Annotated in this window: 20 protein-coding genes; 6 read left to right on the top strand and 14 right to left on the bottom strand. The window is 72.5% G+C overall.

What is annotated here, in order from left to right; genetic code table 11:
* Positions 1 to 6 precede the first annotated feature (6 nt).
* The 7 genes from ACWDN5_RS28080 to hemB form a co-directional block, all read right to left on the bottom strand.
* Positions 7 to 1209, bottom strand: a complete 1203-nt coding sequence (locus ACWDN5_RS28080) for an ABC transporter permease (RefSeq protein WP_449678381.1) — start codon at positions 1207 to 1209, stop codon at positions 7 to 9.
* Entirely contained in the window at positions 1206 to 1910 is a 705-nt protein-coding gene (locus ACWDN5_RS28075) for an ABC transporter ATP-binding protein (protein ID WP_310967905.1), read from the bottom strand. The genes ACWDN5_RS28080 and ACWDN5_RS28075 overlap by 4 nt, the downstream gene beginning before the upstream one ends.
* A complete protein-coding gene (locus ACWDN5_RS28070) occupies positions 1907 to 3196 on the bottom strand; it encodes an efflux RND transporter periplasmic adaptor subunit (RefSeq protein ID WP_449678380.1) in 1290 nt (429 codons plus the stop codon). The genes ACWDN5_RS28075 and ACWDN5_RS28070 overlap by 4 nt, the downstream gene beginning before the upstream one ends.
* Positions 3197 to 3258: 62 nt before the next feature.
* Positions 3259 to 3597 carry a hypothetical protein gene (locus tag ACWDN5_RS28065; protein ID WP_449678379.1) on the bottom strand — a complete coding sequence of 113 codons (339 nt, stop codon included), beginning with the start codon at positions 3595 to 3597 and terminating at the stop codon, positions 3259 to 3261.
* Positions 3598 to 3847: 250 nt separating this feature from the next.
* Entirely contained in the window at positions 3848 to 4288 is a 441-nt protein-coding gene (locus ACWDN5_RS28060) for a hypothetical protein (RefSeq protein WP_310967908.1), read from the bottom strand.
* Positions 4285 to 4821: a hypothetical protein gene (locus tag ACWDN5_RS28055; RefSeq protein ID WP_310967909.1), complete on the bottom strand. Its 537-nt coding sequence runs from the start codon at positions 4819 to 4821 to the stop codon at positions 4285 to 4287. The genes ACWDN5_RS28060 and ACWDN5_RS28055 overlap by 4 nt, the downstream gene beginning before the upstream one ends.
* Positions 4822 to 4838: 17 nt before the next feature.
* Positions 4839 to 5810 (bottom strand): porphobilinogen synthase, encoded by a 972-nt coding sequence (hemB, locus tag ACWDN5_RS28050; RefSeq protein ID WP_310967910.1) that lies wholly within the window; start codon positions 5808 to 5810, stop codon positions 4839 to 4841.
* A gap of 85 nt (positions 5811 to 5895) precedes the next feature.
* On the opposite strand from hemB, the gene ACWDN5_RS28045 reads away from it, so the two are divergent.
* Positions 5896 to 6690: a DUF6597 domain-containing transcriptional factor gene (locus tag ACWDN5_RS28045; RefSeq protein ID WP_449678378.1), complete on the top strand. Its 795-nt coding sequence runs from the start codon at positions 5896 to 5898 to the stop codon at positions 6688 to 6690.
* On the top strand, positions 6687 to 7559 hold the full coding sequence (locus ACWDN5_RS28040; RefSeq protein WP_449678377.1) for an NAD-dependent epimerase/dehydratase family protein: 873 nt from the start codon (positions 6687 to 6689) through the stop codon (positions 7557 to 7559). Before ACWDN5_RS28045 ends, ACWDN5_RS28040 begins: the two co-directional genes overlap by 4 nt.
* Before the next feature lie 48 nt (positions 7560 to 7607).
* Here the strand turns inward: ACWDN5_RS28040 and ACWDN5_RS28035 are convergent, their stop codons facing one another.
* From ACWDN5_RS28035 to ACWDN5_RS28005, 7 genes are all read right to left on the bottom strand, one after another.
* The gene (locus ACWDN5_RS28035; RefSeq protein WP_310967913.1) at positions 7608 to 9140 is read right to left on the bottom strand and encodes a bifunctional uroporphyrinogen-III C-methyltransferase/uroporphyrinogen-III synthase; all 1533 of its coding nucleotides are present in this window, start codon (positions 9138 to 9140) and stop codon (positions 7608 to 7610) included.
* A gap of 86 nt (positions 9141 to 9226) precedes the next feature.
* Positions 9227 to 10156: a hydroxymethylbilane synthase gene (hemC, locus tag ACWDN5_RS28030; RefSeq protein ID WP_310967914.1), complete on the bottom strand. Its 930-nt coding sequence runs from the start codon at positions 10154 to 10156 to the stop codon at positions 9227 to 9229.
* Between the two features lie 20 nt (positions 10157 to 10176).
* A complete protein-coding gene (locus tag ACWDN5_RS28025) occupies positions 10177 to 11484 on the bottom strand; it encodes a glutamyl-tRNA reductase (protein ID WP_449678376.1) in 1308 nt (435 codons plus the stop codon).
* Positions 11481 to 12395 carry a redox-sensing transcriptional repressor Rex gene (locus ACWDN5_RS28020; protein ID WP_449678391.1) on the bottom strand — a complete coding sequence of 305 codons (915 nt, stop codon included), beginning with the start codon at positions 12393 to 12395 and terminating at the stop codon, positions 11481 to 11483. The genes ACWDN5_RS28025 and ACWDN5_RS28020 overlap by 4 nt, the downstream gene beginning before the upstream one ends.
* Positions 12396 to 12808: 413 nt before the next feature.
* Complete coding sequence (locus ACWDN5_RS28015) at positions 12809 to 14365, bottom strand: molybdopterin-dependent oxidoreductase (protein ID WP_449678375.1); 1557 nt, start codon at positions 14363 to 14365, stop codon at positions 12809 to 12811.
* Positions 14366 to 14422: 57 nt separating this feature from the next.
* On the bottom strand, positions 14423 to 14662 hold the full coding sequence (locus tag ACWDN5_RS28010; RefSeq protein WP_310967917.1) for a glutaredoxin family protein: 240 nt from the start codon (positions 14660 to 14662) through the stop codon (positions 14423 to 14425).
* Between the two features lie 10 nt (positions 14663 to 14672).
* Positions 14673 to 16184: an AMP-binding protein gene (locus ACWDN5_RS28005; RefSeq protein WP_449678374.1), complete on the bottom strand. Its 1512-nt coding sequence runs from the start codon at positions 16182 to 16184 to the stop codon at positions 14673 to 14675.
* Between the two features lie 314 nt (positions 16185 to 16498).
* On the opposite strand from ACWDN5_RS28005, the gene ACWDN5_RS28000 reads away from it, so the two are divergent.
* The 4 genes from ACWDN5_RS28000 (at position 16499) to ACWDN5_RS27985 (ending at position 20345) form a co-directional block, all read left to right on the top strand.
* On the top strand, positions 16499 to 17191 hold the full coding sequence (locus ACWDN5_RS28000; protein ID WP_310967919.1) for a sigma-70 family RNA polymerase sigma factor: 693 nt from the start codon (positions 16499 to 16501) through the stop codon (positions 17189 to 17191).
* Between the two features lie 114 nt (positions 17192 to 17305).
* A complete protein-coding gene (locus ACWDN5_RS27995) occupies positions 17306 to 18373 on the top strand; it encodes a DUF5667 domain-containing protein (protein WP_449678373.1) in 1068 nt (355 codons plus the stop codon).
* A 74-nt stretch (positions 18374 to 18447) separates the two neighbouring features.
* On the top strand, positions 18448 to 19335 hold the full coding sequence (locus tag ACWDN5_RS27990) for an HAD family hydrolase (protein ID WP_310967921.1): 888 nt from the start codon (positions 18448 to 18450) through the stop codon (positions 19333 to 19335).
* 101 nt (positions 19336 to 19436) lie between these two features.
* A complete protein-coding gene (locus ACWDN5_RS27985; protein ID WP_310967922.1) occupies positions 19437 to 20345 on the top strand; it encodes a CPBP family intramembrane glutamic endopeptidase in 909 nt (302 codons plus the stop codon).
* The last annotated feature ends 67 nt before the right edge of the window (positions 20346 to 20412 follow it).

Raw genomic sequence — 20412 nt, 5'->3', positions numbered from 1 at the left:
GACTCCTTATTCGTGACGCAGGGCGTCGATGGGCCTCAGCTTGGCGGCCCGGTTCGCCGGGAAGCTGCCGAAGAACAGCCCGATCAGGGCGGATACCGCGAAGGCGAGCAGGATCGACGAGGGCACCACCACGGGTTTGATCCCGGAGATGGTGAACCGGCTGCCGATCAGCCCGATCGCGACGCCGAGCAGCCCGCCGAACAGGCTAAGCATGGTCGCTTCGGCGAGGAACTGGCCGAGGATGGCCGCACGCGGGGCGCCGATGGCCTTGCGGATGCCGATCTCACGGATCCGCTCGGTGACCGTGACGAGCATGATGTTCGTGACGCCGATCCCGCCGACCAGCAGGGAGATCGCCGCGACCGCGGCCAGCAGCACGGTGAACGTCTCGGTCGCCGACGTCCGCGTCGCGAGCAGCTGCTCGGAGTTCTGGATCTGGTAGTCCGGCGTGCCGCCGAGCCGGATGCCGTGGCGGGCGTTGAGGATGGCGGTGATCTCGGACTGGGCCAGCGAGACGGCGTCGGCGCTGGTGGCCTGGACGGCGATCTGGCTGAGGCTGCCGTACCCGGCCAGGGAGTTTTGGACCGCCGAGATCGGCGCGATGGCGACGTCGTCGGCGTTCTGCAGGCCCGTGCTGCCCTTGGCCTGCAGCACCCCGATCACGGTGAACTGGATGCTGTTCAGCAGCACGTTCTTGCCGACCGGGTCGGCCGTCCCGAAGATCGACTCCGCGGTCGTCGGGCCGAGCACGACGACCTTCCGCGCGGCCGTGACGTCCTCGCCGGTGAACAGCTGGCCCTGGGCGAGCTCGCGGTTCGTCGTGGTGAAGTACGCCGGTTCGGTGCCGGCGACGCTGGAGATGTCGTAGGACGTCTGCCCGTAGGTCGCGGTCGCCGTCGTGTTGACCACCGGCGAGGCGGCCTTGACGTCGGGGGCGCCGACGGGGTCGACGAGCGCGTGCGCGTCCTGGACGGTCAGCGGCCGCGCGGTCGCGCCCTGGCCGCCGCCGCGGGCCGGGGAGACGTTGACGACGTTGGTGCCGAGGCCCTGGATGCTGGCCGCGATCGCCGCCGACGCGCCGTTGCCCACCGCGACCAGCAGGATCACCGCGGCGACGCCGATCGTGATGCCGAGCGTGGTCAGCGCCGAGCGCAGCTTGTTCGCGGTGAGCCCCCGCACGGCGAACCGCAGGATTTCGAGGAGGTTCACGAGACCGCCCCCACCGCGCGCGTGACTTCGTCCGACACGATCAAGCCGTCGTCGACGCGAACCACGCGGTGCGCGTGCTCGGCGACCTCGTCTTCGTGGGTGATGACGACGATCGTGCGGCCGAGGGCGTTGAGCCGGTCGAAGACGCCGAGGACGTCCTCGGTGCTGCGCCGGTCGAGGTTGCCGGTGGGCTCGTCGGCCAGCAGCATCGCCGGGCCGGTGACGAGCGCCCGCGCCACGGCGACGCGCTGGATCTGGCCGCCGGAGAGCTCACTCGGCAGGTGCTTGGCCCGGTCGGACAGCCCGACCATGTCGAGCGCGGCGAGCGCGCGCCGGCGTCGCTCCGAGCGGCGCAGTCCACTGTAGACGAGCGGAAGCTCCACATTGGACAAAGCGGACGTCCGGGGCACCAGGTTGAAGGACTGGAAGATGAAGCCGATCTTCCGGTTGCGCAGCAACGCCAGCTGCCGTTCGTTCAGCTTCCCGACGCCGAACCCGTCCAGGAGGTACCGGCCGGACGTCGGCACGTCGAGGCAGCCCAGCATGTTCAGCAGGGTGGACTTCCCCGAGCCGGACGCGCCCATGATGGCGACGTACTCGCCGGGCCACACGGTGAGGTCGACGCCACGCAGCGCGTGCACGGCGGTCTCGCCGGCGCCGTAGGTCTTGCGCAGTCCGGAGACCGCGATCACCGGGTTCACCCGCGGCCGCCGAAACCACCGCCGGCGCCGGTGCCGCGCTGGCCGCCGCCCGGGAACCCGCCGGTCCCGCCGCCGGGGAACCCGCCGGTGCCACCGGTGCCGCCGGTGCGCCCGGTGCCGCCGGTGGTCCCGGTCGAGGCCGTCGCGGTGAGCACGACGTTCTCGCCTTCGGTCAGCCCGGAGGTGATCTGGACGGTCGACTCGCCGCGCAGCCCGACCTGCACCTGGCGCGTGACGTTCTGCCCGTTTTCCTGCACGGTGACGAGGTTGGTGCTGCCGACGGTCTGCACGGCCGCGGCCGGCACGCTCAGCGCGTCGTCCGCCTCGGCGACGGTGATCACCACGCTCGCCGACTGGCCGGGCCGCAGCCCGTCCGGCGGGCCGGCCAGGGCCAGCTGCGCGCCGTAGGAGACGACGCTGCCGCTGGTGGTCGGGGTGAGGTTGATGCTCGACACGGTGGCCTGGATCGGCTTGTCCGGCAGCGCGTTGAGCGTCACCGTGGCCTTCTGGCCCGCCTTGACCTTGCTGACGTCGATCTCCGCGACCGAGGTGTCGACGACCAGGCCGGTCAGGTTCGTGATGGTGATGAACCCCGAGCTGCTGCCGGACGACGAAGACGCGGCGGAGCTGGAGTTCGACGAGCCTTGGCCGCCCTGGCCGCTGCCGCTGCTGCTCGACGACTGCGCCGTGGCGGAGGAGCCGCTGGAGGACTGCTGCCCGACGGTGCCGTTGATGGCGGTGACCGTGCCGGCGCCGGGCGCGTACAGCACGGTGTTGTCGAGCGCCTGCTGGGCGGTCTGGACGTCCAGCTCGGCCTGGTCGAGCTTCGCCTGCGCGGAGGTGACGTTGTTGGCCGCGTTGGTCTGGGCGTTCTGGCTGTTCTGCCCGGTGGTCGGCGTGGCTTCGGCGGTTTCCGCGGTGTCCAGGCCGTCCTGCGCGACGGCGAGGTTCGCCTTCGCGACCTGAAGCTGCTTCGATGCCTGGGTGCTGTCGACGGTGGCGAGCTTCTGCCCGGCGCTGACGTCGTCACCGACCTTGACGTCGATCGAGGTGACCTTGCCGGCCGTCGCGAAGTTCGCCGCGCCGGTGTAGCTGCTGGCCAGCGTCCCGGCGGCGGAGACGGTCTCGGTGACCGTCGCCCGGCGGACCGGGGTGCTGCGCGACTGCGCCTGCGCCGAGCTCGGTTCGGGGCTGAATGCCTGGTATATCCCGAATCCCGCCCCGGCCAGCAGTACGACCAGAGCTCCGTTGATCACCCATGCCTTCGAGGCACGCACGCGCGTCATGCGGCAACTTTGGTGCGGGTGCTTAGCAATTGACTGTTCGTTGCCTGTGCGCGAGCTGTGTATCAGGCCTTCGGCTTGGGGCTCCGGGCACGGATGGCGAGCGCGAGCTGACGCACCGCGTCGACGAGCAGCAGAGCGGCCACGGTCCCGAGCCCGATGGCGGCGGCCAGCAGGCCCCCGAAGAACCGGTGCGACTCGAGCACGGCGCCGTCATCGGTCCGGGTGACGACGGTGGCGACGCTGTCGTGCCAGCACAGGTAGGCCACCCACCCGGCGAGCACGGCGAGCACGACCTCCACGACGGCGACGAGCGTCCGCCAGGGTTTGTGCAGCCTCGCGGGCGGGCCGGGTTCTTCCGGCGGCCAGAGTTCGGCCCCGGTGGGCTGCGGAAGGTCGATCACGCCGGCGATTTTCTCATGCTTCGCGCGGCGTCGCCCGGACGAGCCGGTCCAGCGCGTCCCGCAGGACTTCGGCGACGGAAACCGCGGAGCGAGCCGACGGCTCCTACGCCTCCCGCACCGGGGGCGCGAGGCGCGAGGCAGGGGGCGCCCGGCGCGGCGGGGGCGCCCAGGGGCGGGGCAGGGCGCGCGAGGCGCGACAAAGCCGAGCACAACCGACACAACCCGGCCCACCCCACCTACCCGGCCGGCCTCATGCTTCGCGCGGCGTCGCCCGGACGAGCCGGTCCAGCGCGTCCCGCAGGGCCTCGACGTCCTTCGCCCACGCCAGGACCACCGTGCCGTCCGCCAGCTCGACCGGCAGCGAGTCGTACTTCCGCGGCACCGACCAGCCGCCGCCGAGCACCCGCGCGCCCACCGGTGTCCCGACGTCCGTCACCGAGGCGATCTCCGCCGCCGGCACCTTCTCCCGGCCCTGGCGCAGCTGCTCGGAAGTCACTTCCACCGAGAGGAACCGGCGCCGGGCGTACACCCACGGCATCGTGATCACGCACAGGCCGAAGCCGACCAGCAGCCAGCCCACCACGTGCACCGGACCGCCCGTCGCCAGCTCCGCGAGCGCACCCACCAGCGCGAACACCGGACCCCAGCCGATCGCCGCCCAGCTCACGCCGGACTCGGCGTACAGCCTCACAGCTTCTTGCCGACCTTGGGGAAGTAGCCGCTCACCGACGGCAGGTACAGCAGCACCAGCGCGATCACGAACAGCAGCACCGCGACCAGCGTCAGGTACGTCAGCACCGGCGCGAACGTGAAGATCAGCAGCACCATCACGATCGGCAGGACGGTCAGCACCGTCCGGGCCGAGCGGGTGCCTTCGCGGGCCTTGTACGCGAACAGCAGGAACAGCAGCGTGAACACGATCGACCCGACGAGCAGGAACCACAGCATCGCCGTGACGCCGTCCGCGATCATCTGCGGCGTGATCTTCGGGTCCTTGGTGCCCTCGACGTACCGGTCGATGACCGCGGACTTGCCGGCCATCAACTGCACGTACCCGAGGATCAGCACCACCCCGCCGGCCAGCCACAGCCAGAACGACACGGCCACCGGGCGCGGCGGAGTCGCCTTGGGCGCCTTCTCGCCGGGGAGCACCGGGTCGGGCGAGCGGCCCTGCTTGCGCCGTTCGTCGTCGGTCAGACCGGTCAGGTCGTCGTTCTCTGCCACGCGAGGACTCTAGCCCGTCAGTCCAGCCACGCAGCGGCTTCCGCGGCCCAGTAGGTGAGGATCATGTCCGCGCCCGCGCGGCGGATCGACGTCAGCACCTCGAGGACCGTCCGCTCGCGGTCGAGCCAGCCGTTCGCCGCGGCGGCCTCGACCATCGCGTACTCGCCCGAGATGTTGTACGCCGCCACCGGGACCGGGGAGATGTCCGCCGCCGCCTTGATGACGTCCAGGTAGGCCAGGGCCGGCTTGACCATGATCATGTCCGCGCCCTCGGCGAGGTCCAGCTCGATCTCGCGCAGCGCCTCGCGGCCGTTGCCCGGGTCCTGCTGGTAGGTCTTGCGGTCGCCCTTGAGCTGCGAGTCGACGGCCTCGCGGAAGGGGCCGTAGAACGCGCTGGCGTACTTCGCGGAGTAGGCGAGGATCGCCGCGTCCTTGTGGCCGACCTCGTCGAGCGCCCGGCGGATGACGCCGATCTGGCCGTCCATCATCCCGGACGGCCCGAGCACGTGCGCCCCGGCTTCGACCTGCGCGATCGCCATCTGGGCGTAGATCCGCAGGGTGGCGTCGTTGTCGACCCCGCCGTCGGCGTCCAGGACGCCGCAGTGGCCGTGGTCGGTGAACTCGTCGAGGCAGGTGTCGGCCATCAGCACGGTGGCGTCGCCCAGCTCGTGACGCAGGTCGCGCAGGGCGACGTTGAGGATGCCCTTCTCGTCGACCGCGCCGGAGCCCTCGGCGTCCCGCGTGGCCGGGATGCCGAACAGCATGAGCCCGCCGACCCCGGCGTTGACCGCGTCGACGGCGGCCTTCCGCAGCGTGTCGCGCGTGTGCTGGACGACGCCGGGCATGCTCGAGATCGGCCGCGGCGCGTCGATCCCTTCGGCGACGAACATCGGGAGGATCAGCTGGCGTGGCCGCAGTGTCGTTTCGCCCACCAGCCTGCGCATGGCCGGTGTGGTGCGAAGCCTGCGGGGACGATGCTCGGGGAACACCCCTCCCAAGGTACTCCCGCGGCTTTTGCCGGAGTTCCGCAAGGGTGCGCTTGACGCCGGTTCGCGCGGGCGATTCGGTACGGGGGTGACCGAGTACGTCGAACGCCTGCCCGTGCCGCGGCTGGCGCCCTTCGTGCGGACGGTCTGGTTCCAGCGCACCGGCGACGATCCGTACCTCCAGCGGCACCTGCCGACCGGCGGCGCCGAGCTGCACGTCCCCCTCGGCGGCCGCCCCCGGTTGCTGGGCCCGCTGACCGCGGCCCGGCTCGAGGTCATCCCGGCCCGCACGACCCTCGTCGGCGTCCGGTTCCACCCGGGTGCCGCGCCCACGCTGCCGGTACCCCTCGACGAGCTGGTCGACCAGCACGTCGACCTCGGGGACGACCGGTTGGCCGAAGCCGTCGCCGCGACCGCGTCCCCGGAGCACGCCCTCGAGGTCCTCCAGGCCCGGCTGCCCGTGGCAGCGGTGGACCCGCTGGTCGCCGAAGCCGTGCGCCTGCTGATGCCGTGGCGCCCGGTCGACATCGACACCCTGGCCGGCCACCTCGCGCTCTCCCCCAGCCAGCTGCGGCGCCGCTGCCTGCGCGCGGTGGGCGTCGCGCCGAAGGTCCTGCAGCGGACGCTCCGGTTCCAGGGCTTCCTCGCGCTGGCCCAGGCGGGCGCCGGCAGCCCGGCCGGGCTCGCCGCCGACGCCGGGTACGCCGACCAGGCTCACCTCGGCCGGGAGTGCCTCCGGCTGACCGGGCTCACCCCGCGGGAGCTGCTCGGCGGCAGCGTCGAGGAGTGCGCCTGCGGCCACGACCACTCGGCGTCCTACCTGCCCTTCCTGCGCGATTCGTTCAAGAAACCCCGGGACGGCGTCCTTAGCCTGGCGCGATGATCCTCGTCACCGGCGGGCTCGGCATGATCGGCGCCCACACCGCCCGCGCGCTCCTCGACCTCGGCCACGACGTGGTCGTGACGGCCCACCGGCGCACGGAGGTCCCCTCGTTCCTGGCCGGCCGCGTCACGGTGGAGGCCCTCGACGTCACCGATCGCGAGGCCGTTCTGGCGCTGGGTTCGCGCCACGACATCACCGACATCGTCCACCTCGCCGGCAGCATCCCCGGCGAGGACCCGGTCGAGTTCTTCCGCACGGACACCGCGGGGCTGCTGAACGCGCTGACCGCGGCCCGCGCGTGGGGCGTCCGCCGGTTCGCGGTCGCGAGCAGCCTCGGCGTGTACATCGGCCGTCCCGAGGTCCCGTGGACGGAAGACCTCCCCCTGCCGACGGCGTCGCTGCCGCACTTGATCATCGCGTACAAGAAGGCGGTCGAGCCGCTGACGACGCACAGCCTGGCGGGCAGCGGCATCCAGCCGGTGGTGCTGCGCATCGGCACGATCTGGGGCCCGCTGGTGGACCCGGAGTCGCCGTTCTGCCCGATCCCTTCGCTGGTCAACACCGGAACCTCGCACCTGCACACCGATGACGGCGGCGACGTCTGCTACGCCCCGGACGCGGGCCGCGCGATCGCCCTGCTGACGACGGCACCGACGCTGAACCACGAGGTCTACAACGTGTCGAGCGGCCGCCCGTTCACCTACGGCGAGTTCGCGTCGGCGCTGGGCGCCACCCTCCAGCCGGGCGGCTCGAACGGCCCGTACCTGGACATCTCGCGGCTCACGGAGGACACGGGCTTCAAGCCCCGGTTCGACGTCCCCGCCTCGGTGGCCGGCTACCTGAAGTGGCGTGAGACCAACGACCGCTGAAACGACCGAAGGCCGCCCCGACCGGGGCGGCCTTCGACGTCGAGAACCTCAGGAGCGGCGCGCCCGCTTCGCCTTCCGCGGCGGCGGCAGCGCACCCTCCGCACGCAACCGAGCCGCGTGCTCGGCCAGGGCGTCCACCAGGTGCGGCACGTCCGCCTTCTCCGGCTGGACGTCCACGCGCAGCCCGAACTCGACCGCGGTTTCCGCGGTCTTCGGGCCGATGCACGCGACCAGCGTGCGGGTGTGCGGCTTGCCGGCGATGCCGACCAGGTTCCGCACGGTCGAGGACGAGGTGAAGCAGACCGCGTCGAAGCCGCCGGTCTTGATCATCTCGCGGGTCTCGGCGGGCGGCGGGGCGGCCCGAACGGTCCGGTACGCCGTCACGTCGTCGATCTCCCAGCCGCGCTCGCGCAGGCCGGCCGACAGCGTTTCGGTGGCGATGTCCGCCCGCGGGAGCAGCACGCGGTCGACCGGGTCCAGCACGTCGTCGTACGGCGGGAACTCGGCCAGCAGGCCCTCGGACGACTGCTCGCCCGACGGGACCAGCTCCGGGATGATGCCGAACGAGCGCACCTTCGCCGCGGTCGACTCACCCACACAGGCGATCTTCACGCCGGAGAACGCGCGGGCGTCGAGCCCGAACTCCTCGAACTTCTCCCACACCGCGCGGACCGCGTTGGTCGAGGTGAACACGATCCACTGGTAGCGGCCGTCGACCAGGCCCTTGACCGAGCGCTCCATCTGCGCCGGGCTGCGGGGCGGCTCGACCGAGATCGTCGGCACCTCGTGCGAGGTCGCGCCGTGGCCGCGCAGGCGCTCGGCCATCTCGCCGGCCTGCTCCTTGGTGCGCGGCACCAGGACCTTCCAGCCGTACAGCGCGCGCGACTCCCACCACGACAGCTTCGAGCGGTGGCCGGCGGCCTGGCCGATCGTGACGATCAGCGGCCCGACGAGCTCGCCCGCGTCGTTGGCGACCTTCTCGAGCGTGGTGTCGAGGGTCCGCTGGGTGTTGATGGTGCCGTTCGCGGTGACCGCGACCGGGGTGGACGCCGGGACGCCGTTGCCGGTCAGCGCCGACGCGGCCTCGGCCAGGTGCGCCGACGTCGCGTGCAGCACCAGCGGGCCGGGCGCGGCGGCCAGGGCCGCCCAGTCGACGTCGCCGCGGACGTCGACCTCGGTGTGCGTGCCGCCCAGCGCGACGCCCGCGTACGCCGGGACGGCCGCGGCCGGGGAGACGCCCGGGATGACGTCGAACACGGCGCTCGTGCGCGCGACCGCCTGGACCTCGGCCACCACAGCCGGGGTGGTCAGCGGGTCGCCCGCGACCAGGCGCAGCACCAGCCGGCCGGCCTTGGCCTCGGTGGTCAGGTCCTTGGCGACCTCGGCGGCCTCGCCGACGGCGGGCCGGACCTCGGCGCCTTCGGCGGCCATGGCCAGCACGGCCTGCGGGACGTCGGGGTCGGTCACCACGACCTCGGCCTTGGTCAGCAGCTCCTGGGCACGGACCGTGAGCAGGCCGGCGTCGCCGGGGCCGGAGCCCACGAACGCGACGCGCCCGGTGGTCTTTCGCGCGGGGGTCATCTGTGCGTTTCTCCTCTTGCGGCGACCGTGCGCGAATGCACGGACGCAGGTCTCCTACACGTCTCTTCGAAGCGCTCGCGAGAGCGCTACTGCGCGGGTCCGGAGAGTGCTCCGGCGCCCAGGTCCAGCAGCTCGGCGGCCAGGTCCTTGCCCAGCTGGGCGGCCTGGTCCTTGTCGGCCAGCGCGGAGGCCCGGACCATGTCCACCGCGCCGTTCTCGCCTTCCGCGGCGGCGGTGCCGCGCAGCGAGATCCGTTCCACGACCTTGCCCTCGGCGTCGAGGTCTTCGACGACCTCGGCGAGCGCGCCCACCGGCGCGCTGCACCCCGCCTCGAGCGCGGCCAGCAGGGAACGCTCGGCCGTCACCGCGGCCCGCGTGCCCTCGTCGTCCAAAGTGGACCGGAGCAGCTGCTCGAGGTCCACGTCGGCGGCCCGGCACTCCACCGCGAGCGCACCCTGCGCGGGCGCGGGCAGCATCTGGATCGGGTCGAGGGTCTCGGTGATCGCCTCGGCCCGGCCGATCCTGGCCAGTCCGGCACGCGCGAGCACCACGGCATCGAGCTCGCCGTCGGACACCTTGCGCATGCGGGTGTCGATATTGCCGCGAATCGGCACGATTTCCAAACCGAGACCCAGCGCCCGCAGCTGCGCGGTGCGCCGCGGGGAGCCCGTGCCCACCTTCGCGCCCGGCAGCAGCTCACCGAGCGTCAGCCCGTCGCGGGCGACCAGCGCGTCCCGCGGGTCCTCGCGCGGGGGCACGGCGGCCAGCGAGATGCCCGGTTCGGGGGCGGTCGGCAGGTCCTTGTACGAGTGGACGATGACGTCGACCTCGTTGCGCAGCAACGCCTCCCGCAGCGCCGACGTGAAGACGCCGACCCCGATCGTGGGAATCGGCGCGGAGGACTGGTCACCGGGCGTGGTCACCTTGACGATCTCGACCTCGGCGCCGGTGGCGCGCAGGGCGTCGGCGACGGTCCCGGTCTGGGCGAGCGCGAGCTTCGAACCGCGCGTACCCATGCGAATGACTCTGGTCACTGCTACTTCTTCTCTGAGGGGGGCTTCGGGCTCGCCACCGCGGCGGGCGCCTGCGGGTCGAGGCAGAACAGTTCACGCAACGCGTTCGCGTAGTCGGTGTCGGCCGTCTCGGCGGCCAGCTGCTTCACCCGCACCGTCGGCGCGTGCAGCAGCTTGTCGACCACCCGGCGGACCGTGCGGCCGACCTCTTCGCGGACGGCGCCGTCCAGGCCGGGCAGGCGGTGGTCCAGGCGCAGCAGCTCGGCGTCGACGACCTCGGCCGCGCGGCGGCGCAGTGCGGTCACCGTCGGCGTCACCTCGGCGCTGCGCTGCCCGGCGAGGTAGTCGCGGACCTCGTCGAGGACGATCCCGGTCGCCCTGGCCGTCTGGCGCTCGGTGGTCGGCGTGCCCGCCTCGCGCATCCGGCGCTGGATGGTGGCCAGGTCGACCACCCGGACGCCGGCCAGCTCGCCGACCTCCGGGTCGACGTCCCGAGGCAGGCCCAGGTCGCAGACGACGAGCTCCCGGCCACCGCGCGGCAGCACGTGCTCCGGGGCGAAGACGGCGTCCTGCGCGCCGGTGCAGCAGATCACGATGTCGGCGTCGCGCACCGCGTCGGCGACGGCGGACAGCGGGATCGCGCGGGCCGGCACGCCTTGCTCGGTGACGTTCGCGGCGAGGCGGCGGGCGCGGGCGTCGGTGCGGTTGGCGACGGTGATCTCGCCGATCCCGGCCTTGCGCAGCTGCGAGGCGCTCAGCGCGCCCATCGAGCCGGCACCGACGATGACGGCGTGCTTGCCGGTGACGTCCCCGGCCGCGGCGAGGGCTTCGGAGACGACCGACGCGCCGAGCTGGTCGAGACCGGTCTCGCTGTGCACGCGCTTGCCGACGCGCAGCGTGGTCTGGATGAGCTCGTGCAGCGTGCGGCCGACAGTGCCGGCCTCGCGGGCGGTGGCGTAGGCGCCGCGGATCTGGCCGAGGATCTGCGTCTCCCCGACGACCATCGAGTCCAGGCCCGAGGTGACCGAGAACAGGTGCTCGACGGCGGCACCGGCGTAGTGGACGTACAGGCTGTCGTAGAGCTCGGCGGGCGCCATCCCGGCCTGGCGGGCGAGCACCTCGGAGACGTCGTTGAGGCCGCCGTGGAAGGTCTCGACGACCGCGTAGACCTCGATCCGGTTGCACGTCGAGACCAGCATGACCTCACTGACGTGCTCGGCCTGCTGCAGCTCGTCGAGGACCTTGCCGACCTCGGGCGCGGGCACCGCGACGCGTTCCAGCGTGCTCAGCTCCGCACTCCGGTGCGAAAGACCGACCGCCAACACGCTCATGAGCGCACCACCATTTCCCGTCCGCCGTCCGGTCCCGAGCCGTTCCGCCTGCCGTTCCCATTTTCGGACGGCAGTACGCCCGCAGGTAATCCGGAATTGCCCTGATTGCCAGCGGCGTCATCCGCTCGGCGGGCCACATGGAACGAGAGTATCTGCAGCTCCACGGCCAAATCCACTTTGCGGACCTCGATGTGAGCAGGAACCTGCAGAACGACCGGGGCGAAGTTGAGGATGCACTGGACACCGCCCGCGACCAGGCGGTCACACACCGATTGCGCGGCGGTGGGCGGAGTGGCGATCACGCCGATGGAAATGCCCCGTTCGGCGCAGATCCGCGGGATGTCGTCCATGTGCGAGACGGGGAGGCCCCCGACCGGCACGCCGATCAGGTCCGGGTCCAGGTCGAACAGCGCTTCGACCGGGAAGCCGCGCCCCGGGAAGCCGCCGTAGTTGGCCAGCGCGTGGCCCAGGTTGCCGATCCCGACCACGGCGACCTTGTGCTGGCGGGTCAGGCCAAGGATGCGCTCGATCTGGCTGACCAGGACGCCGACCTCGTAACCGACACCGCGGGTGCCGTAGGAGCCCAGGTAGGAGAGGTCTTTGCGCAGCTTCGCGGAATTGACGCCGGCGGCCTGCGACAGTTCTTCGCTCGAAACGGTGGTCGCACCCTGTTCCGACATTCCGGACAATACGCGGAGGTAGACGGCGAGCCGCGCGACGGCGGCTTCGGGAATCGACTTGGCCCGGACGGCCTCGGGGGCATCCCCGTTGCGGCCCGGCTCACCGGCGGGTACCGCGGGCATCTCGGCGGTGGGGGCGTTGTCGGCGTCGGGGCCGGCCGGACGGCGGGGCCGCCGGGGCGCCCGGCCCGGGGAGTCCGCCGCGTCGCGCCTCCCCCGCTGTGTCACCACGCCGTAGTTCTCCTGCCCGCTGTGCACGTCTGGCGGCCATCGCCATTCGGAACTGTGTCTTGACCCAGGCCCCGGAGTCCGGTTCGATACCGGCCCGTCCCGGGCGACGCTCCTACGGTAGACCACTTGTGAACGCACGCACAAAGTCACTGGTCGGAGGCGGTTCCGACGACCGTACGATCATGACGCGGCGTCAGAATCCTTGTCCGCCAGGCACTTCCGGCGCTCGTCCACCCGGGCGGTGATCGACTGCCGCCCGGCGACGTCCCCGCGGCGGCGCGGCGAACGGCCGGTCCCGCGCTGCGAGCGGCCAGTCCCGATCGGTCGCGCCCCATTGCCGCGAATGCCTCATTCGCGGCCTCGGACGTCCCGAATGAGTCATTCGCGGCACCGGGCCGAGGCGCTTGGGGCGGTCAGCGGGCGTCGAGGGTGACCGAGTGCCAGCCGGTGGCGCCGTCCGGGACCGGGTCCGCGCGGTTCTCCGTCTGCGTGTAGCCGCCGGAGTCGGTGGCCCGGACCGACGCCTGGTGCGTCCCCTTCGGCACGTCCAGCTCGATCCACCACATCCGCCAGGTGTCCTTGCTCACCTCCGCCGACAGCGTCGCTTCCCGCCATTCGCCCTGGTCGAGCCGGACCTCCACCTTCGCGATCCCGGTGTGCTGCGCCCACGCCGTGCCGGCCAGCCGGACCTTGCCCGCCGTGACGCCCGCGAAGCCGCTCGGCGTGTCGATGCGGGACTCGGTCTTGATCGGCGCCTGCTCGGCCCAGCCGCGGCTCAGCCAGTACGCCTGGCGGGCGTCCCACTTGGTGAATTCGAGCGATTCGACCCACTTCGTCGCCGACACGTAGCCGTAGAGGCCGGGGATGACGATCCGCGCCGGGAAGCCGTGCTCGACCGGCAGCGGCTCGCCGTTCATGCCGATCGCCAGCATCGCCCCGCGGGCCGGGTCGAGGGCGACGTTCGCCGGCGTCCCGCACGTCCAGCCGTCGACGCTGGTCGCGAACATCTGCTCCGCGCCCGCCTGCACCCCGGCCTCGTCCAGCAGGTCCACCAGGTCGACGCCGATCCAGGACGCGTTCGAGATCAGCGGCCCGCCGACCTCGTTGGACACGCAGGTCAGCGTCACCCGGCGCTCGACCAGCGGCCGGTTGCGGATGTCGGCGTAGGAGAAGGTCACCTCGCGGTCGACCATCCCGTGGATCTTCAGGCTCCAGTCCTCGGTGCGGATCTGCGGCACGACCAGCGCGGTGTCGATCCGGTAGAAGTCCGCGTTCGGCGTGAGGAACGGCGGTGAGCCCAGCTTCGCGAAGTCGGCGTCCGCGGGCAGTGGCGGCGCGGTGCGCGCGGGCACGAGCGGCCCGACGGCGGCCCGCGAGTCCTCGGCGTTCGAGCTGGTCCCGGCGACCTGGCCGACGACGGCCGCGAGGCCCGACCCCGCGGCGACGCCGACCCCGGCGCGCAGGAACTTCCGCCGGTCGAAGCCCCGGTCCGGCCCGACGTCGACGGGCAGCGCGAGCCGGTGCAGGAAGGTGAACACCGCGAGCCCGGCGACCAGAGCGGCGACCGGCGCGAGCAGCGAAACCTGCCCGAGGTCGCTGCGTGCGAACACGGCCGCGACCCCGGCGGCACCGAGCACGAAGACGAGGATCTGCCCGGCCCGCGGCGTCCGGCGCGAGAGCTGGCCGGCGAGCAGCGCGAACAGGACCAGCACCACCGCGAGCCCGAGCTTGAGCACCGGCTTGTCCCAGGTGCCCAGCGTCCGCTCGGCCCACTTCACGATCGCGGTCGGGCTGTGGTCGATGACGTAGTTCGCCACCGCGATGAACGGCGACGCCGTGTACCCGACGAAGCCCGCGACCAGGTGCCCGACGCCGAGGGCGGCGGCCAGCGCGAGGAGGCCGATCAGCGTCGCGACCGGCAGCGAGAGCCGCCGGGGCGCTTCGGGCGGCGCTTCTTGCAGAGTGCTCACGTCTCCATCTTCGGAGCGAAGACGTGAAGCGGCTGCTCGATCGCCCTTACGAGCCGGTTACGGCTGCAGCGCGCGCCGCAGCCTGTCCTCTTCGACGCGCCAGTACCCGTGCTCGGCGCCGTCGACCAGGATCACCGGGACGCGGTCGCCGTACTCCGCGCGCCACTCCGGGTCGGTGTCGACGTCCTCGGCCTTCCACGCCACGCCGAGCTCCCCGCAGATCCGCGCGACCTCGGCTTCCGCGACCTCGCAGAGGTGGCAGCCGTCCCGGCCCAGCACCGTCACTTCGTGCGCCATGCCGTCCTTCCTACCGCAGCCGCAGGCGGCGCAGCTTCCCGGTGGCCGAGTGCGGCAGCGACTCGGCGAACTCGACCAGGTGCGGCACCTTGTACCCGGCCAGGTGGGCCGCGCAGTGGTCGACGACCTGCTGCTCGGACAGCGCCGCCCCGGCCGACGGCACCACGACCGCCTTCACCGCCTCGCCGCTGCGTTCGTCGACGACGCCGACGACCGCGGCCTCGGCCACCTCGGGCAGCTGCCCGATGACCTCCTCGACCTCGCGCGGGAAGACGTTGAAGCCGTTGACGATGATCAGGTCGTTGGCCCGGTCGACCAGGTGCAGGTCGCCGTCGGTGTCGAGGTAGCCGACGTCGCCGGTGCGGAACCAGCCCTCGTCGTCCGGGCCGTGGCCGCCGTCGGGCCAGTAGCCGGAGAAGAGGTTGGCGCCGCGGATCGACACCAGCCCGGTCTCGCCCTCGGCCTCGAAGACGTCGTCGACGTCGTCCGGGTCGAGCGGGACGGCCTGGTCGGTGCCGTCGCTGTCCACCAGCCGCAGCTCGATCCCGGGCAGCGGCCGCCCGACCGAGCCGGGCTTCGGGTAGCCGGTGACCAGCGTCGACGTCACCACCGGCGCGCATTCGGTGAGGCCGTAGCCCTCGTAGACGTCGAGGCCGGTGGCCTCGCGGATGGCCGTCAGCACCTTCGGGTGCAGCGGCGCGGCGCCCGAGGTCATCCGGCGCACGGTGGCCAGGCCGCGGCGGAGCTCGTCGGCGCCGAACGCGGCGAACTCGCCGTACATCGTCGGGACGCCGGTGATCGAGGTGACGCGGTGCTCGGCGCAGTCGTCCAGCGTGCGCTGGGCTTCGAAGCGCTCGGAGAGCACCGCCGTCGCGCCGACCGCGGTGGCCTGCAGCAGGCCGGGCCCGAGGCCGTAGACGTGGAAGAGCGGGATGGTGATCAGCACCCGGTCGTCCTGCTCGAGCACGCCCTCGACCGCGCTGATCTGCTCGAGGTTCGCCAGCAGCGCGCGGTGCGACAGCATCACCCCGCGCGGCGGGCCGGTCGTGCCCGAGGTGTACGAGATGACCGCGATGTCCTCGCCGGCCCGGCCGGTGTCGGGGAAATCCCCTCCTCCGTCCGGGTCACCCCCCGGCGTGAGACCGCTCACGCCGTCGGGGAGATCCCCCTCGGCGTCGCGCTGGACGACGACCTTCGCGCCGCTGTGCTCGAGGAGCTTCTCGAGCTCGGGCCCGGGCACCTGCGGCGACAGCGGGACGACCACGGCGCCCGCCCGCAGCGCGCCGAAGAAGGCGATGACGAAGTCCACCGACGTCGGCAGCCGCAGCCCCACCCGGTCGCCGGGGCCGACCCCGGCGTCCGCCAGCCGGCGGGCCTGGGCCTGGGCGGCCGCGTCGGCCTCGCGGTAGGTCAGGCTGCGCCCGGTGCCGGTTTCGACCACGGCCGGGTGCTCCGGCCACGTCGCCGCGGCCCGTGTGAGCAGCCCGCCGACCCCCGGCTGCGTCCCTTCTGGAGCACTCACCCGCGACCCACCTCTTCTCGCCCGGCGTCAACCGTTGCAAGTCTGTCATCTGAAGCGACGTCATGGGTGCTGACCGCGAGCGTCGCGTCTGCGCAACCCCGGAACCACTACCTACTTAGCGGTAACTACACGTATGCTGCACTGCGTCGCGCCGGTGGTGTTGATCACCGCCGCGGCCGGAGAGAGGGAGTCGCCGTGAGGAACTTGCCTGCCCACGAGGTCGTGGGGCATGCGAGCCGGCCGATCCCTGCTCGCCGCCGTTCCGGGGGTACCGTGGCCCGCTGGGCCGAAGCCACCGCCGGAGGTGCCGCCCGATGACCGTGCCGACCGCCGTGAGCCGTGGGCCCGTCTTCATGTTCGCCGAGCGCGTCTTCGGACGGGCGCCGTCCGTGCCACTGAGCAGGCAGGCGGCCGACGACGAGCGCGCCGAGGCGGCGAAGGCCGAGGCCTGGGACCTGGTGCGGGCCGCGCAGGACGGCGACTCGTCCGCGTTCGGCCGGCTCTACGACCGCTACGTCGACGTCGTCTACCGGTACGTGCTGTTCCGCCTCGGCGACCGCGACCTCGCCGAGGACGTCACCAGCGAGACGTTCCTGCGCGCGCTGCGCCGCATCACGTCGGTGAGCTACCAGGGACGTGACGTCGGCGCCTGGTTCGTCACCATCGCCCGCAACCTCGTGCTCGACCACGTCAAGTCGAGCCGGTTCAAGCTCGAGGTGGTCACCGACGAGGTCACCGAGCCGGGTTCGGCGCCGTTCAGCGTCGGCGCGACCGCCCAGGTGGGCCCCGAGCAGGAGGCGATCAGCCGCGCCACCCGGGCCGAGCTGCTGCGCTGCGTCGCCGAACTGGGCGAGGACCAGCGCGAATGCATCGTCCTGCGGTTCCTGCAGGGCTTGTCGGTGGCCGAGACGGCCGAGATCATGAACCGCAACGAAGGCGCCATCAAGGCGCTCCAGCACCGCGCGGTACGCCGATTGGCACAACTCCTGCCCACCGGATTGCGCTGAACCCGCGAACTTTTCCGTTCGTCGGCCGAAACCGGTAACCCTGGCGGCTTCTGGATCGTTACCCCACGCAGACCGGTGTCAGGCCGGCCGAAGCCCGGGATGGAGAGCAGCGCCGTGAGGTTTGCGCGTGAGCGAGCCGAGAGCGAGCGGTTCGCGCGTGCCCTGGAACCGTCGCCGGTCCGCCGGGACGGGGAGTTCGCCGACGAGCTCGCGATCGTCGGCGCCCTGCGCGACCTCGGCGCGGCCGGGTCACCGGACCTGGAGACGCGGCAGCGGATCCGGGCGGAGATCGCGGGCCGCCTGGAGACGGCGGCGGCCACCACCCCGCGTCGGAGGTGGCGGCCGCGGACCGCCGACCTGGTGGCCGCCGCGCTCTTCCTCTTCCTCGTGCTCTCGGGGCTGACGCTGGTGCTCTCGCGCACGGCGTTGCCCGGTGACCCGCTGTACGGCGTCAAGCGCGCCGGCGAGTCGACCGCGCTGGGCCTGACGTTCGGTGACCAGGAGAAGGCGCGCAAGCACCTCGAGTTCGCCACCAACCGGATCACCGAGCTCGGCGAGCTGGCGGCGGAAGACGCGAGCGCCGCCGACTACCGGACCGCGTACGACGACTTCGCCGCCGACTTGCGGGCCGGCGTCGCCCAGCTGTCCACCGTGGCGACCACCGACGGCGGCGGCACGCAGGCGCTGTCCGACGTCCGGCTGTGGGCCCGCAACCAGGCGGCCCGGCTGGCCGCGCTGCCGCTCCCGGCGGACGCCGCCCCGGTGTTCGGCGACGTCCGCGACCTGCTCAGCAAGGTCCAGGAGCGGGCGAGCGGCCTGGTGGCGCGGATGAACTGCTACCAGATCACCACCGGCGCGGCGGACGAGCTGGGCCCGCTCCCGGCGACCGGCGAGTGCACCCAGCGGCCCGCTCCGGCGGCCGGGGAGCAGCCGACGGCGTCGGTCGCGCCTTCGTCGCAGGAGAGCACGACGCCGACGCCGACGGGCACGCAGCTGCCGCCGTCGGACGCCGCGGCGACCCCGGGCATCCCGGTACCGACCGGCGGGGTGACCCCGCCCCCGGTGTTCGGCCAGCCGTCGACGACGTCCCGCCCGCCGGCGCCGACCACGACGACGTCCCAGCCCCCGCTGATCTCGCTGCCGCCGCTCCTGCCGGGGCTTCCGCCGATCATCATCGGCTGAGGTCCGGCCCACACCTGCGAGGGCGCGGTGGGCGGCTCGCTACGCTGTGCGAAGGAGACGTGGAGGCGGTGTACGTGTCAGCTTGGCGTGGCAAGGACAAGAGTCAGGAGCTCGAACGGCTCGCCGCGCTGGCGGGCGAGGCGTCGGCGGAGGCCGCGCACGCCCTGTCCGAACCCCCGGCCCCGCCCGCGCCGCCGGACCTGACCGCGGCCGCGTTCTTCGACGTCGACAACACGATGATGATGGGCGCGTCGATCTTCTACTTCGCCCGCGGCCTGGCCGCGCGCAAGTTCTTCACGTCGTCGGACCTGGCCGGGTTCGTCTGGGGCCAGATCAAGTTCCGCCTCGGCGGCCGGGAGAACAAAGAGGACATCAAGACCCACCGCGAGCGCGCACTGTCCTTTGTGGCCGGCCGCACGGTGGCGGAGCTGACGTCGATCAGCGAAGAGATCTACGACGAGCTGATGGCGGACAAGATCTGGTCCGGAACCCGCGCGCTGGCCCAGATGCACCTGGACGCGGGCCAGCGGGTGTGGCTGGTGACGGCGACCCCGATCGAGCTGGCGGCGATCATTTCCCGCCGGCTCGGTCTCACGGGCGCGTTGGGCACGGTCGCGGAGACCCGCGACGGTGTGTACACCGGCCGCCTGGTGGGTGACCTGCTGCACGGGCGGGCCAAGGCGCACGCGGTGCGGGCCCTGGCCTCGCGCGAGGGGCTGAACCTGAAGCGCTGCACGGCGTATTCGGACTCGGCGAACGACATCCCGATGCTGTCGGTGGTCGGCACGGCGGTCGCGGTGAACCCCGACGGCGGGCTGCGCGACGTCGCCCGGGCGCGGGGCTGGGAGATCCGGGACTTCCGGACCGGCCGGAAGGCCGCGAAGATCGGCGTGCCATCGGTGCTGGGGGCCGGAGCGCTGGCCGGTGCGGTGGCGGCCGGGATGGCTTACCGCCGCCGGTAGCGCCTGCGCTACCCCGCTTCGGGTGCTCGCGGGAATGACCCGGCCGCCTTCGGCTGGTGTGCTTTTCCCATCGGAAGAGCAACTCCCGAAGGGACAGTGTGGTGGCAACCCGAGTGGACATCGAAGAGCGGACCGGTGGCGGGGGCAGGCTGCGGAACAGCCTCCGCAGGCACCCGCTGACCTGGTTCTTCGCCCTGGCCAACCTGCTGAGCTGGGTCGCGTGGACGCCGTACATCCTGTCGGAGAACGGACTGGGCGTCCTCCACTTCCGGTTCCCGGAGCTGCTCGGCACCGCGCAGTTCGCCGGCGTCCTGCCGGGCGCCTACCTCGGCCCGATCGCCGCGGCGTTCCTGGTGACCGCCCTCGCCGACGGACGCACCGGCCTCCGCCGGTGGACCGCGCGGCTGTTCAAGTGGCGGGTCCACTGGTTCTGGTACGTGGCGGTGGTGCTCAGCGTGCCGGCCCTGCTCACGATCGCCACGATGGCGCTGACCGAGCAGACTCCCCTCGCCCCGGCCGTGGCGACGCTGGTGGCCTACCTGCCCGGCCTGCTGCTGCAGATGGTGACGACCGGACTCGCGGAGGAACCGGGCTGGCGCGACTTCGCCCTGCCCCGCCTCCAGCAGCGCTACGGACCGCTCGGCGGCACGCTGATCCTCGGCCCGCTGTGGGGCGTGTGGCACCTGCCGCTGTTCTTCAGCGAGTGGGGTGGCTGGCCGGACGTCACCTGGCTGACGCCGATCGAGTTCGTCGCCACCTGCGTGACTTTCAGCATCATCATGACATGGGTGTTCAACCGCACCGGCCAGAGCCTGCCGCTCGCCATGCTGCTGCACACGAGCGTCAACAACTTCTTCTCGATCGCCTGGTCGGAGATGTTCCCGTCGCTGCGGGCCCAGGACACGACCCACGCATTCCTGCTCGCCTCGACGGCGGTGGCCCTGGTCCTGCTCATCGCCACCCGGGGACGGCTGGGCTACCGGCCGAAAGCCCGCGAACTCGAAGCCTGAGCGAGGCCCCCCGGCCCGCGGTGTCGCCGGGTGCTCGACCGCTTCGCCGACGCCACCGCCGGCGGGG

The organism is Amycolatopsis sp. NPDC003731 (assembly GCF_053586895.1).
The sequence above is the reverse complement of the archived record's forward strand: the minus strand, read 5'-3'. Positions and strand labels throughout refer to the sequence as shown.

Coding starts and splice junctions, on each gene's coding strand:
- ACWDN5_RS28070 (WP_449678380.1), bottom strand. CDS start 3,196: ATGACGCGCGTGCGTGCCTCGAAGGCATGGGTGATCAACGGAGCTCTG.
- ACWDN5_RS28040 (WP_449678377.1), top strand. CDS start 6,687: ATGATCCTCGTCACCGGCGGGCTCGGCATGATCGGCGCCCACACCGCC.
- ACWDN5_RS28035 (WP_310967913.1), bottom strand. CDS start 9,140: ATGACCCCCGCGCGAAAGACCACCGGGCGCGTCGCGTTCGTGGGCTCC.
- hemC (WP_310967914.1), bottom strand. CDS start 10,156: ATGGGTACGCGCGGTTCGAAGCTCGCGCTCGCCCAGACCGGGACCGTC.
- ACWDN5_RS28025 (WP_449678376.1), bottom strand. CDS start 11,484: ATGAGCGTGTTGGCGGTCGGTCTTTCGCACCGGAGTGCGGAGCTGAGC.
- ACWDN5_RS28010 (WP_310967917.1), bottom strand. CDS start 14,662: ATGGCGCACGAAGTGACGGTGCTGGGCCGGGACGGCTGCCACCTCTGC.
- ACWDN5_RS28000 (WP_310967919.1), top strand. CDS start 16,499: ATGACCGTGCCGACCGCCGTGAGCCGTGGGCCCGTCTTCATGTTCGCC.